The following is a 13,736-nucleotide window of genomic DNA, read 5'->3' on the forward strand; positions in this document are numbered from 1 at the left end:
CCAGAAGTTCCTTCTTCTTACCTGCATTACTCACTTTATTCGCCAACGCTTTGGCTTGATTAATATCTGTTGCAGTAATCCCTTCCGCTAGCTTGGTGTGCCCACTGTCACCAAACAATTTATTAACTGCTTCGTTTGCTGCTTTCAGATTGTTAGCTTCCACTACTTTTGCATCTAACAACTTTTGTGCTTTTTCAATCTCATCCAGAAGTTCCTTCTTCTTACCTGCATTACTCACTTTATTCGCCAACGCTTTGGCTTGATTAATATCTGTTGCAGTAATCCCTTCCGCTAGCTTGGTGTGCCCACTGTCACCAAACAATTTATTAACTGCTTCGTTTGCTGCTTTTAGATTGTTAGCTTCTTCTACTGTCTGATCAAGTAGTGTTTGAGCTGTTGAAAGAGTTGTAGTTAATTGACCTCTCCATTCTAGATTTACTACACCGCTCAATTTTTTTTTTCAGGTCATCCAGAGTAGATTGTGTGACATTTGATTTCAATGCTATTTGACTTGAGCTTGTAAATATATTGCCTATACTTTTAGCGAGATTATTATTATAAGCGTATTGTCTATTTGCCTCATTCAACCGAGTTTGTAGTTCTTGCTTTACAGTGTTGTTACTTACATTCATAATCTGATCAATACTAGCTTGTGCATCTGTCATTGCCAAAGGTGCAATCGCCACCGGAACACCGCCCTCTAGCATCCAATCAAGAGGACTTCTGGCTTTTGAAATCCAATACTTATCAGATATACCCATTACACCATCCTTAGTTATATAATCCAAAACTTCTCCCTTATCGTTTATTCTTTCTATTCTAAAGGTTGAAGAAGCACTTATAGGGTTTCCAAAGCTCCACTTAGAGCCATTCAAATAAGAATAATATGGTTGTCCTTTAATAATTGAGGAACGATAAACATTATTCACCATTAGTCTGAAATTATAATTTTGTACAGTCGTACTTGAAGGGAAATGAATAGAAATCAGGTTTCCATTTTTATCCCATGTGAAATGTGAGAATGTGTCTCTCACTAAGATCCTGTTAGATTTTTCCCCAGTACTACTTTGAACATTATTTTGCTCTTCTGCCATAGCAGTTAATGGGGCTCCAAATGAAGAAGCTACAATAGCTACTGCCGTGGATGTTATTAATACTTTTCTTACGATTTGTTTTTTTGACATTCTTTCAATTCCTCTCCCAATTCCATTTTATTTTTTATGATTCCACGAAACTTTCTTACTAAGATTACATCTAGCTCACCTCCCGATCAGTATGTTATATCTACCAAATTAGCTCGCCGTATAATCTCGATACCACATACCATTATCTATCTGAACAATTTTTTTCCTTTTGCAGATTTTTCATAATTTTCGATGTTCTAGATAGAGAGCAATGACTGATTTGAGCTAAAATTTTCATATTCATCCATTTAGGTGCCTGTATAAAACCATCTTCTCTTTCTAATTCCATTTGCGGCAAGATACAATACAACGTGTACTTTACTCGCTCTTCCGCTAATAAATCAGATAGCATATTTAACTCTGTAATGACTGTTTCATTTTTTTTTCTATTACATTTAGAAAAAAATGAGATAGAAGTTTTTCCTGATCTAAAAATTCATAAAGTTCTTTTTTTTTGAAAAATGTTTACCTGACTTGTTTCGACAGCCACTAACTTCATTCTATCCTCTTCTCTTGCTTTCACGATAAAATGATTCGGCTGCAAACAATTAAACAAATAATATTCTTTTAGCGGATTCATTTGGAATAACGTTCCGTTTTCTATATAACAGACTTCTTCTTCTGAAAGACATAAGGTATCATGTTTATGAATACTGATACCTTCGCTTGGAACATTGGCTAAGATATACGAACTTACGATAGGTTCTTCTTTTAAAGAATTATGAAATTCCACATAATTCACTTCCTCTCCCCCTTTCCATTTTTATTCTACTAGAAATACACCCTGTAACAAATGGTGTAATCCTTGACCTGCGTCAAACTTCTTCCTTGTTTTTGTCGATTTATTCACACTCTATTTTGCTTACTCATTTATCTTACTATGTTTTTTTAAAATGTTTATTTCATTTGAAATCGTTTTCTTTTTATTTGACAGCCAATTTAATTGTTTTCTTACTTTCTTTTACTTATACTAAATATAAGGCGGTGTTTTCATGCATATTTATATTATTGAAGATAATCTTAAATTTCGCGCAGATCTTGTGACACTTATAAAAAACATGTACAATCCCTTTTTATTCGGTGACTGGGAGATTAAGATCATCACAAATATTTTTTCTATGGATACTTTAGATATTCAAAATGATTCTATCTTCTTTTTAGATATTGATTTAAAGAGTTCGATTAACGGTCTGGATATCGGTACCGAAATACGAAAAAGAAACAGTAAATGCTATATATTATTTTTAACATCCTATCCAGATTTTGGACGAGAGATGATTAATTCCAACATTTATCCCACGGCTTATCTAATTAAGACAGCAGACAAAGCAATCCTATCTTCAGAAATTTTTACTGCTTTATCGAATATTCAAGCCGAACTGAAAAAGCAAAGAGAAACTGGTAAACAAAGTTATTTTAACAAACCAAAAAAAGCCCATTGCTTTTCATTTGGACGACATTCTTTATATTACAACTGTTGCTGGTATGAAAAATACTTTACTCATTACAACCATCTATGAAGAGTCTTTTATAGATGGAAAAATCTCGCAAATTAAGCAAAAGTTCGATATGCCTGTATTTTATAACGAGCTGAAATCTTATATTATTCATGTCAGTATGATTAAATCGATTAACCAGAGTATCGGTTTTATTTACTTTCAAAACGGCAGTATTTTAGAACTTAACACGCCAAGTGCACGTAAATTATTGGCATACTTTAAAGAGAAAGGGGGACTCTAAGGTGACTTATGTGGAGGCAACACTTTTTCTTACGATGAATTATCTGATTATTCTGTGGATAATTGGAAAAAAATTCTTTTTTTTCGGGTAAACAACTTATCTGGCTGACCGTTGCTCTTGGAATAAACGTTGGCATTGCTCTGATTTTTAACATTGGATTATTCTATAGTCTATTTTTAGTCATTTACTTACTGCAATGGCTATTTAGTTCCACTCATTCAAAGAGTCATCTACTTGCTATACTTTATTTACTCATCCAGTATAGTCTTTCAATCGTATCGTTCTACCTCACCTATGATTTACCCCTACAAATGAACTTTCATGGTACCTTCTCCATTTTACCTTTTCTCTTTTTTGCTTCAAATGGTTTTCCTATTTTTATTATCTTTTTTTTGTTATTTTTATTTTAAAAAAAATATGACTTAAAGAATAAAATCTATTTTTTGAAAAGTAACTTAATATATGTAAATTTTTTGATATTCCTTTTATTCATTGGATTAACAATCCTGCACGCTTTTATTGTTAGTAATCAAAACAATATGCAATATAGAAGCGGTATTCCCATCGTTATTTTCACCGTTTTTTTAGCGCTGATTGCATTCTTTTTATTTGCAAACCTCATTTCTAAGCTACACAGGCAAACCCTCGATAACAAATTACTTCGAGAGACTCTTTTAGCAGAACAAAATCTATTCGAATTTTCTAGGGAGTTTCAGCATGACTTAGGTGCTATACTTCTAGGACTTGAAGGCTATCTAGCTGAAAATCAAGTAGAAGAAGCCCGTATATTCTTAAAGAAAATTCAAAATCAAACGCTATCGCAATTTAACAAGCAGTATCTGACTCAAATCGATTATATGTATAACCTTCCTATCAAAGCTGTTCTTTATGAATTTTCTTCTACATGTATCGAGAAGGAGATTCCTTTAAACTTGAATATTACAGCAGATTTTAGAGAACCCCCTATCGATTTGCTCGATTACCTTCGCTGTATTTCTATTATGTTAAATAATGCAGTGGAAGCTCGCTTTGATAATCATTTTTTTTATTACTGTCAATATTTTAAAAAAAGCGAATAGTCTTGAATTCATCGTTAAAAATCCTGTTCCAGAAAATTTCAAACTACAAACTGTTTTTAAAAAAAGGTTTTTCTACAAAACAAAATCATAAAGGACTTGGCCTTTCCAATTTAAGAAAAATTGTGACTCGACATTCAAATTTAGAGCTCAACTACTCCGTTACAAATAAAACGCTTTTAGTTAATCTGAAGGTTAGTTTGAAAAACCAGCAAAATGTTACTTCAAGCGACCAATGATTCTCTTTTAATCATTTATTTCATGTGTCAAAAAGTATGCTTTTTGACACTACATATACAAAGAAAGAGCATCACTTTTTCAGCGCGCCCTTTCTTTACATTTACTTTGATCGTTTCATCAACCTTTTCTTTATTTTTTTGCTCTTCTCTTAGCACTTAACAACATCAAAATGTTATAAAATAATATTCCATAAATCGCCGTTTCCATAAAGTCACCATTTACAATAGCTATTATCAAGACACTCCAATAAGGATGCTCATTTTCTAGCCATTTGTTCCACTCCCTTTTTTCGAACTCTAAAAATTAAAAATGGTGCCAAAACCCGTAAATTTTAACACCATTATATAAAATATACAAGCTTTTTCTCCTACTTACTCAACTTCACAAGCTCAGTCCCCGCTCGGTCCCACATTTCATTCATCATGTCATAATATTTATCATCCATTGCAACATCCACAAGCATCCTTGTCTGGCTACCTACTGGTTCAAATACATAGTATTCTAGCATATCTGCAAATGCAGCAACCTCAACATATTTCCCATCATTGATTTCACCTAAAAATGCGAATTTGATTTCTTTTTCTGGTTCAAAAACGACTACTTTAGAAACCAAACCATTTCCCTCCGCATCAACAAAGTTAACGGTTTTATCAAGTCCCATATCACCAGTGTAGGTCGATCCTTCATGGAAAGCAGCTGCCCATTTTTCATACTTACTGCGATCAACAACTAATTGCCAAGCCTCTTCAGGTCCGCAATCAAGCATAAACTCTTTTTTAATGTGTTTCATTATAAGCCTCCTTCTAGATATCTTTTTAATGGAAATATATATTTATATTGTAGTACATCCGACATCTACTAACAAGCAATATGTGCTCTGGTAGACTAAAGTTGAAATGGTGCCCCTTTTTCATACAGAATTTTCAAGGTGTCTCCAGCATGTTGAAAATTGATTAGTAATAGATGAATCGAAGCATCCGTTTAAAACATCATCTAGGGATAATCTTACCTGAAAAAAACAAGAGCAAGCGCTTTCTACACGGCTGTAAGTAATGAAAAATTTGCTTTTATGTCACGGACTCCCTAGACAAACCTATACTATAATGAAGGTGGTTTAAAGAACACATGTGAGTTTGGCTAATAGAGTGAGATGTTCTACGCGAGTCATCGGTCTAGTGGGGCTAGATTGTGGATGCCGCGCTCCCCTTCATCTCCTTCTACATGCAGAAGAGGTGCAGATTCCCTTCCTTTTCGTTCGGTGGAATCGTATTCGGCTCCACGGTGGGTTGAATTACCAAAGTCCGACTAAGTTTCGTATCATGAAATCTATCGAAAACAAAGATGTTACAGGTTAAATCCCGCAACACCTTATAGATTTTATTTGACAAAAGGTTGCCATTTCACTATATGAACTGTTGGAGCGAAAAATCAAGGTACAAGCTTGGGAGAATTCATAGCTTGTACCTCTTTAACCTATAGAAATGTCGAAGTTTTTTATATAGAGTTGTGCTGAGCATTTCGGAATGGATTCTATATAAGCCATAAATAGAGAGAAACGAAATGAGCATTAAAAAGTCGTCAAAATTCCAAAAAGATCAAGAGAAGGAAAGATAATTTACATAGAATAAATGCTTTTAAAGGGAAATGTTAATAATTTAGACACAAATTAACCAACGCTTACATGTTATAATTAATACTAATAAAAAGGGGGACTGCAAATAAAAAAATTACTAGTAGCTTTTAGCACCGTTTGCGCTCTTATATTTAGTTTCACAGGAGCGGGTGTAATTGGAAATACTCCTAACGTTGTGGTGGCTATGACAACATCAATAAAGCACACTCAATCCTTTAAGTTTAGTTCAGGAACTGGGCCAGCGAGAATGTACGCAACGATTACGCAAAATGGGTATACGTACAAAGGATATATCTATAAGACCAGCTACAGATATCGTACATCTGGCGGAAATTTATCAGATTATTCGGGGTACTTATATCGATAGAATTTTAAGTATAGTATCAATATTATTTTAGGTAGAAGAGGAACGCTAACACATAGCGAACGGTTATTAATTTTATCAGTCCAGGATACTCACACATTTGGTAATTTGGAAAGGACGCGATGAATAAAATGGAAAAATTAAGTATGAAGCTTGGTTTAGTATTTGTTTTGTCACTTGGCTTTTTTGGATTTTTAGGTAAGGTGTCGCCTTCACCGCAGGCATCAACAGGTTCAAGTAGTATGACGATGACGATTTCCCAAAGCTATACGGGTGGTACTGGTCCAACAATGAGACATTTCACAACCACTAGTTATGGGAACCGCTATACTGGGTATCTTAAACTGGTAAGAATAAATTACACAAGGGCAGGGACCATTTGCTACTACTCAGGGACTGTGACGAGCTCATGGAGATAATATTATTTTACAACAATAGATTAAAAGAAAATTTGAAGAAGATCTATTGTTCTAAAATAACTTAATCTTCAGAAGGAAGGGTACAATGGTAGGCTAGTAATCACAAGGATGGAACATAAGTGGAGTTAAAGATCCCCAAGTGTTCCATCCTATTCAACATGTATCACTTTTTAAAAATGAGGTCTTGCGATTCTAGTCCTAAAACTTGTCGCGAAATAAGGGCGACACCGCCGAGCAAGGAGGAGTCGTAAATATCATGTTGTGTGAATTCAATCCGCGTTTCTCCTAACGGATCGAGCGCCTGGTACTCCTCGGAAATGCGGTCTAACAAATCTGGAAATTGCGATAAGGACCGCGATGAAAGAAATACAGCTTCTGGCGCGCTGTATTGCACCAAATTATAAGTAATTTGCGCAATCGCCGTGATCCATTCATCGACAACCTCCAAAACAAAGGCATCTTTCTTTTTTATCAATGCGGCAAATTCGTCTACCGTCAATTCCGGCTTATTTTCATGCTTCGCGATTTTTTCCATAATTGCTTTTTCGGAGTATAGCTCTTCCAACCGATACACTTGTTTATCCTTACAGATGACCGAACGACCGATTTCGCCAGCTAGCCCCTGCACGCCGTAGTAAAGCTGCTCGTTAATGATCGTGCCAACGCCGATACCGTTATGAATATTCAGCGCCAACAAGTTCTGAAGCGGCTCCTCACCGGAATAATACCAAAAATCGCGAATCGAAATTGCTGTTAAATTGGCCTCATTCTCAAACTCGATCGGTACATCAACAATTTCTTCCAATGCAGTTAACAATGAAAAAGAATCAAGCTCTAAAAATGGACTATATCGAATCTCATTCTCGTGAACAGGAGCATGTGTCGATACCGCAATGCCTAGCAGCCCTTTCATCGTATCGAATGCCTTTAGACCAGAAATAACTTCCCGCATCATCTGAAAAACGTCTTTTATACTGCGGCCGGTTAAGCGAAGCGACTCTTTTTGAATCACCTCACCATTCAAATAATTCACCGAATACCTTAAATGCCTCGCTCCCATATCGAAAGCCAAGACATAACCATACCGATAATTAAATTGAATCAAATTCGGTCTACGTCCGCCTGTGTGGGAAGACTCACCGATGCCAAGCTCTTCAATCAGACCTTCCTCATGTAATTCGCGAACGATAGAAGATACCGTGGATTTTTGCAAATGAATCGCACTGGCAATCGAACTTCTTGATGTCTGACCAGCATTAAATAGAGTTTTTAATACTAATTTCTTATTGTTTTCTCTCATAACATCCTGATCAGTTTTTTTAGTCATACATATACGTCCCTTTCTAGCTACCCGTTTTTAAAAAGTATAACACACAACCCTAACACCGTAAAAGTGGAAATAAAGGTTCTTGGATGCTATTCTATTTTTGAGGTTGCCAGTATACATCTGCAGGTTTGAACACTGAGCGGCGCCGAAGTTTCAATTTCCAGCGTAATGTTTCACGTGAAACATCAAAAAACTGGTTCCATTGCACACCTGAAATGTGATGGAACCAGTTTTTATCTATTTACTCTCCAAATCATGTACAAACAGTCCACTCAACAGCTTCGGCTCAAACCACGTCGATTTTGGAGGCATGATCTCGCCAGCATCTGCTACATCTAGCAAATTATCCATCGTTGGCGGATACATCGAGAACGCTACAGTGTATTTTCCTGCATCGACTAACTGCTCTAATTCCGCCAACCCACGAATCCCACCGACAAAATTAATCCGGTCATCGCGACGAATATCCTCGATTCCAAACAGTGGCGTGAGCACCTGATCGGCCAAAATAGACACGTCAAGACTCGCAATCACACCGTCACCAGCGAACTCTCGTTTCACTTTCAAACCGTACCACGAACCGTCTAGATACATACCAAACGTATTGGGTTTCGCTGGTTTATACGCTTCCTTCCCGACCTTTTCAACATCAAATTTTATAGCAATTTGGTCTAGAAAATCAGCTGCGATCGGTACGTCGACAACACGGTTATAATCGAGAATCTCGAGCTGATCTTGCGGGAATAGCACAGATAGGAAGAAATTGAACTCCGCGTCTGCACCAGCGTCCGGGAACTCCTCGCGACGCTTCAAGCCGACCTTAACCGCCGATTCCGTACGATGATGCCCATCCGCGATATAAAGCGCAGGGATCGTCTCAAACGCCTTCGTAAGCACGCGAACCACATCCGCATCGTCCACCGCCCAAATCCGATGCGTCACATCATGAAAACTCTTGAAATTGTAAACTGGCTTATGACTACCAATCCACGCATCCACGACATCATTCACCAGCTCATCCGACCGATACGTCAAGAAAATCGGACTCGTATTCGCATCTGTCACATCCACATGGCGAATCCGATCCAACTCCTTCTCCTCACGCGTCAATTCATGCTTTTTAATCGCGCCACTGACATAATCATCAATCGCTGTACACGTCACAAGCCCCGTCTGCGGCCGCCCGTTCATCACTAACTGATACAAATAAAGTTCCGGTTTCGCATCTTTCGCAAGCCATCCCTTTTCCTGAAACTCTGCCAGATTCGACGCGGCCTGCTCGTAAACCGACGCATCATACGATGACACATCTGGCGCCAAATCAATCTCCGCCTTATCAATATGTAAAAACGACATCGGATTTGCATCCCCGAGTTTCCGCGCCTCCTCCGTATTCAACACATCATACGGCAACGAAGCCACATAAACCGCTTCCTTCGCACTTGGTCTGATCGCCTTAAAAGCCCTAATTTTAACCACAAAAAATCCCTCCTTATTTTATAAAAATAGCCACGACAGAAATCCCATCGCAGCTATTCATTTTATCTTAGTAAGCCGTAACTCCAGCAGGTTCAATCGCACGCACACGAATCACACCAGGAATCGCGTTCAGACGCTCCTCAACCAACGATAAGTTCCCTTGTGCCGCTTTTTCCATGTCAATCAGTGTATAAGCGTAGTCGCCCTTACTGCGATTGGTCATATCCAAAATATTGATCGAACCATTCGCGAGTTCCGTCGTAACCTGCCCAACCATATTCGGCACATTGTGATGGAAAACCGCCAAGCGCGGATGGCCATTATAAGGCATCTCCACATTTGGGAAGTTCACCGAATTCTTAATACTACCTGTTTCTAAAAAAGACGCCAGTTCCTTCGCTGCCATTTTTGCACAGTTGGTTTCGGCTTCTTCCGTCGAAGCTCCTAGATGAGGTAACACTTCAACATTGGGATGTTTCACAAAAGCTTCCGTCGCAAAATCAGTAATGTACATGCGCAACTGACCAGCGTTCAGCCCTTCAATCATCGCATTCTCGTCCACCAATTCCCCACGCGAAAAATTAAGTAAAACCGCATCAGGTTTCATCAATTGCAACGTTTCCCGGTTGAACATGCCCGCCGTATTATCCTTCAGCGGCACATGAACCGTCAAATAATCACATGTCGCCAATACTTCCTCGAGCGTCATCGCGCGCTCTACCTCTTTCGAAATCCGCCATGCCGTATCCACCGAAACATACGGATCATAACCGACAACTTCCATACCAAGCGCCAAAGCATCATTCGCTACAAGCGCACCAATCGCGCCTAAACCGATGATCCCTAAACGCTTCCCAGCAAGTTCCGTCCCAGCAAACCGCTTCTTCCCAGCTTCGACTTTCTTCTCAATATCAGAACCATCAAGTGTCTTCACCCACTCTGAGCCTTCCAAAATCGGCCGTGCACCCATGAATAGACTCGCCAATACCAACTCTTTCACCGCGTTTGCATTCGCACCAGGTGTATTAAAAACCACGATTCCCTTATCCGCACAAGCCTCGACAGGAATATTATTCACTCCCGCACCCGCTCGTGCCACAGCTTTCACACTATCAGGAAACTCAAAATCATGTAGATCATAGCTTCGCAGTAAAATACCATCTGGCGCTTGATTCCCATCAATTAAGTATTTTTCCACATCGAACTTACGTAATCCTTCTTTTGCAATCGCATTGAAAGTCTGAATATTAAACATGGATCTCTCCCCCTTTATGAGTCGCAACAAATTTTTCCATCAGAGCAGTCAGTGCTTCGACACCCGCATATGGAAAAGCATTGTAAATACTGGCACGCATACCACCAACCGAGCGGTGTCCCTTCAAATTTTCAAAATGAAGTTCCTCCGCTTCTTTAATAAATAATTTATCTAAATCAGGTGATCCCGTCATAAACGGTACATTCGTTAGCGAACGATCCGCCTTATTTACAGGAGATGAAAACATCGAAGACGCGTCCAAATAATCATATAAAAGAGCCGCTTTCTTTCTATTAAGCGCTTCGATTCCCGCTACGCCACCTTGCTCCTTAATCCATTCAAAAACCAACTTTGCCACATAAATCGCAAATGTCGCTGGTGTATTATACATTGAACCATTCTTCGCTTGTACCGCATAATCAAGCATCGCCGGCAAACCAGCTACGTTCCCGATCAGATCCTCACGAACAATAACGATCGTAAGCCCTGCAGGACCAATGTTCTTCTGTGCGCCCGCATAAATCAGGCCAAACTTGTTCACATCATACACACTCGACAAAATATTGGAAGACATGTCCGCAACAAGTGGCACATCACCAGTTTCAGGAGGCGTAAAAATAGCAGTACCTTCAATGGTGTTATTCGTTGTGATGTGCAAATAAGCCGCGTCGGATGGCACGCGCGGTATCTCGGGAATATAGCTGAAATTCTTGTCTTTAGATGATGCCAGCACTTCAATATCACCAATCTTAGCCGCTTCTTCCATCGCTTTTTCAGACCATGAGCCAGTGTTGACAAAATAGGCCTTCTTACCAGCCATCAAATTCATCGGTATCATGGTGAATTGTAGACTCGCCCCACCTTGTAAGAATAAAATTTTGTAATTTTCGGGAATGTGCATTAATTCACGCAATAGTGACTCTGCGTCCCCAAGGATTTCCTCAAATAAATCTGACCGATGACTTAATTCCATTACTGACATTCCTGAACCTTTGTACGATAATAGCTCCTTCTGCACCTTTTCTAAAACCGGTACGGGCAAAATCGCAGGTCCTGCTGAAAAATTATACGCTCTTTCCACACAACATCTCTCCTGTTCCAATCGTATTTCCAACCTACAACTTCGATTTCTCACATCTGGTCTTAATACAAAAACTGTGACAAGCATTACAAGTATTGCGAAAAGCCTATTTTGGAGTTCACATATGTATCTCATTCCCATTTCCAGTCTAATCAAACCCAAGAAAGAATACTTACTCCTAACACTTGGATATATTATATCAGAAAATACGAATATTTTCAGACAAATTTAACTTATTCTGCGGGTTTTTATTAAAAAAACACCAAGAAAGCGTCCCCATTTGGCTAAAAACCTTGAGATTGACTTTCTAGTATTCTTTTAAAAACTTTTCCCGAAAAAATAAATCCTCGCATTATTTCCCGGGTAATAATCGCTTCGTCCGAAAAACAATCAAATAAATCACCAGAAAAATCACTAGCGTAACAATAGACCAACGATACATCATTGCATAATTATAATGCGTCGCGATAAAGCTAAGTCCAAAGCTCCCAAGCGCCATCCCAACATCCATCCCCGATAAAAATGTCCCATTCGCAATCCCCTTTTTATCAGGTGCCGCACGATCCACTGCTAAAGCTTGCAACGAGGGCTGAACCATTCCGTAGCCGAGACCGAAAAACAATGAAGATCCAAATAAACTCCAAGCTCCCGTTGCCAGCGACAACCACCACAATCCAAGGCCCATCAACACGACTCCTGGAAGAATAACCACCCGATGCCCCTTCAAATCATACAATCGTCCCGCAAAAAGCCTACTTACCAACACCATAATCGCCTGCCCAACAAAGAAAATCCAGACCATCTGCACGTGTAATTCCAATCCATAAATCATCATAAATGTCTGAATACCACCTAATGGAAAAGCCATCAGCATACAGAGTAGCGCTGGTAGCAATGCGCCCTTATCAAACAACTGCATCTTATGCTTCACGACTATCGCTTGTTTCGGCATTTTCAACCGTGTCACCAACAGAAAAACCAATACCATCAATACGATCGAAAATCCAATCAAAAAATTAAATGAAAACTGGTTCATCAAAATAATCGCAATAATCGGTGCAAGCGACATTCCAAGCGCCGTCGTCAATCCATAAAAACCAATACCTTCTCCCGTCCGATTCGGTGGCACTAACGTCGAAACCCCCGTCGCAATTGAGGTCGTCGTAATCCCCCAACCGACACCATGAAATAGCCGTAATACCAATAATGCCGAGACTACCGTTGACCAATAAAAATTCACCGTCACCGCAATCAACACAAAGAACCCAACCAAAATCATGATTTTCGCACCAAAACGATCATTTAGCCCTCCCGCAATCACTCGCATGAACAAAGCGACCAACGAAAATAAGCCCACCGCTAAACTCGCCTGGGTCTCCGTACCACCTAATTTAATAATTTGCGCAGGTAGCGTTGGCATAAAAATCTGAAATCCAATATATAAAAATAAGCTGGAGATCAATAATATCACATAATCTTTCGTCCATAATTTCGCCTTCAAAAAATCCCTTCTCACTCTAAATTATTTTCAATACGTGCCAAGATATCCAAGTAGACTTCTAGCTCCGTATCCGCTATCCCCCGATAGAAGTGGGTGCACGTCTCCTCCACCACATTCCGAATCAGTTGTACTTTTTGTTTACCTTCTGTCGATAAAGCTAGCGATGTAATTCGCCGATCCTGTGCATCTATTGCCTTTGTCATTAAATTTTTTCGAATGAGCACATCGATAATTCGATTAACAGTTGGGGCGTCCTTTTCTGTGAACGCTGCTATATGTCGTTGCGAAATTGGCGCCTTCTGATCCACCACATTCAAAACAGACCACTGTTCCGGCGTCACATCAAACCGCTCCAAACCGTGCTGCAAGTGAAGGCTTGTTTTCTTAGCCACTACATTCGTCCGAAACGCCACATCCTCATAAAATCCCCGCATCGC

At 39.2% G+C, this 13,736-nt stretch carries 13 protein-coding genes; 3 read left to right on the plus strand and 10 right to left on the minus strand.

All coding sequences use genetic code 11. The annotated features are described in order from the left end of the window. The 3 genes from PGRAN_RS08150 to PGRAN_RS08160 form a co-directional block, all read right to left on the minus strand. Window positions 1-451 (minus strand): toxin Cry1Ac domain D-VI-related protein (locus tag PGRAN_RS08150; RefSeq protein WP_241433316.1); only part of this gene is annotated, 451 nt, incomplete at its 3' end. Then, window positions 378-1,184 carry a hypothetical protein gene (locus tag PGRAN_RS08155; RefSeq protein ID WP_036066392.1) on the minus strand — a complete coding sequence of 269 codons (807 nt, stop codon included), beginning with the start codon at window positions 1,182-1,184 and terminating at the stop codon, window positions 378-380. The genes PGRAN_RS08155 and PGRAN_RS08150, both read right to left, overlap by 74 nt. Window positions 1,185-1,620: 436 nt before the next feature. Beyond that, window positions 1,621-1,926: a hypothetical protein gene (locus PGRAN_RS08160; protein WP_036066393.1), complete on the minus strand. Its 306-nt coding sequence runs from the start codon at window positions 1,924-1,926 to the stop codon at window positions 1,621-1,623. Between the two features lie 250 nt (window positions 1,927-2,176). On the opposite strand from PGRAN_RS08160, the gene PGRAN_RS16940 reads away from it, so the two are divergent. The 3 genes from PGRAN_RS16940 (at window position 2,177) to PGRAN_RS08175 (ending at window position 4,003) form a co-directional block, all read left to right on the plus strand. Next, window positions 2,177-2,704 (plus strand): response regulator, encoded by a 528-nt coding sequence (locus tag PGRAN_RS16940; protein WP_036066395.1) that lies wholly within the window; start codon window positions 2,177-2,179, stop codon window positions 2,702-2,704. Next, a complete protein-coding gene (locus PGRAN_RS17755; protein ID WP_036066396.1) occupies window positions 2,670-2,924 on the plus strand; it encodes a LytTR family transcriptional regulator DNA-binding domain-containing protein in 255 nt (84 codons plus the stop codon). The genes PGRAN_RS16940 and PGRAN_RS17755 overlap by 35 nt, the downstream gene beginning before the upstream one ends. Window positions 2,925-3,463: 539 nt before the next feature. Then, a complete protein-coding gene (locus PGRAN_RS08175; protein ID WP_149024022.1) occupies window positions 3,464-4,003 on the plus strand; it encodes an ATP-binding protein in 540 nt (179 codons plus the stop codon). A 604-nt stretch (window positions 4,004-4,607) separates the two neighbouring features. On the opposite strand, the gene PGRAN_RS08180 is transcribed toward PGRAN_RS08175, so the two are convergent. From PGRAN_RS08180 to PGRAN_RS08210, 7 genes are all read right to left on the minus strand, one after another. Next, window positions 4,608-5,030: an SRPBCC family protein gene (locus PGRAN_RS08180; protein ID WP_036066398.1), complete on the minus strand. Its 423-nt coding sequence runs from the start codon at window positions 5,028-5,030 to the stop codon at window positions 4,608-4,610. A 1,789-nt stretch (window positions 5,031-6,819) separates the two neighbouring features. Beyond that, window positions 6,820-7,983, minus strand: coding sequence for an ROK family transcriptional regulator (locus tag PGRAN_RS08185; RefSeq protein ID WP_036066399.1), 1,164 nt, complete (start codon window positions 7,981-7,983; stop codon window positions 6,820-6,822). A gap of 237 nt (window positions 7,984-8,220) precedes the next feature. Further along, window positions 8,221-9,462: a DUF1015 domain-containing protein gene (locus PGRAN_RS08190; protein WP_036066400.1), complete on the minus strand. Its 1,242-nt coding sequence runs from the start codon at window positions 9,460-9,462 to the stop codon at window positions 8,221-8,223. A gap of 67 nt (window positions 9,463-9,529) precedes the next feature. After that, window positions 9,530-10,717, minus strand: coding sequence for a phosphoglycerate dehydrogenase (locus tag PGRAN_RS08195; RefSeq protein WP_036066401.1), 1,188 nt, complete (start codon window positions 10,715-10,717; stop codon window positions 9,530-9,532). Beyond that, on the minus strand, window positions 10,710-11,798 hold the full coding sequence (serC, locus tag PGRAN_RS08200) for a 3-phosphoserine/phosphohydroxythreonine transaminase (protein ID WP_036066402.1): 1,089 nt from the start codon (window positions 11,796-11,798) through the stop codon (window positions 10,710-10,712). Before serC ends, PGRAN_RS08195 begins: the two co-directional genes overlap by 8 nt. A 352-nt stretch (window positions 11,799-12,150) precedes the next feature. After that, window positions 12,151-13,299, minus strand: coding sequence for an MFS transporter (locus PGRAN_RS08205; RefSeq protein ID WP_051998513.1), 1,149 nt, complete (start codon window positions 13,297-13,299; stop codon window positions 12,151-12,153). Window positions 13,300-13,310: 11 nt separating this feature from the next. Continuing rightward, a complete protein-coding gene (locus PGRAN_RS08210; protein ID WP_036066406.1) occupies window positions 13,311-13,733 on the minus strand; it encodes a MarR family winged helix-turn-helix transcriptional regulator in 423 nt (140 codons plus the stop codon). Between the last annotated feature and the right edge of the window lie 3 nt (window positions 13,734-13,736).

This window comes from Listeria grandensis FSL F6-0971, from assembly GCF_000525835.1.
GTDB lineage: Bacteria > Bacillota > Bacilli > Lactobacillales > Listeriaceae > Listeria_A > Listeria_A grandensis.

What these genes read in the sequence shown, in the direction of transcription:
- PGRAN_RS17755 (WP_036066396.1), top strand. Translation starts at nt 2,670, where the DNA reads ATGAAAAATACTTTACTCATTACAACCATCTATGAAGAGTCTTTTATA.
- PGRAN_RS08180 (WP_036066398.1), bottom strand. Translation starts at nt 5,030, where the DNA reads ATGAAACACATTAAAAAAGAGTTTATGCTTGATTGCGGACCTGAAGAG.
- PGRAN_RS16940 (WP_036066395.1), top strand. Translation starts at nt 2,177, where the DNA reads ATGCATATTTATATTATTGAAGATAATCTTAAATTTCGCGCAGATCTT.
- PGRAN_RS08210 (WP_036066406.1), bottom strand. Translation starts at nt 13,733, where the DNA reads ATGCGGGGATTTTATGAGGATGTGGCGTTTCGGACGAATGTAGTGGCT.
- PGRAN_RS08185 (WP_036066399.1), bottom strand. Translation starts at nt 7,983, where the DNA reads ATGACTAAAAAAACTGATCAGGATGTTATGAGAGAAAACAATAAGAAA.
- PGRAN_RS08155 (WP_036066392.1), bottom strand. Translation starts at nt 1,184, where the DNA reads ATGTCAAAAAAACAAATCGTAAGAAAAGTATTAATAACATCCACGGCA.
- PGRAN_RS08175 (WP_149024022.1), top strand. Translation starts at nt 3,464, where the DNA reads ATGCAATATAGAAGCGGTATTCCCATCGTTATTTTCACCGTTTTTTTA.
- PGRAN_RS08195 (WP_036066401.1), bottom strand. Translation starts at nt 10,717, where the DNA reads ATGTTTAATATTCAGACTTTCAATGCGATTGCAAAAGAAGGATTACGT.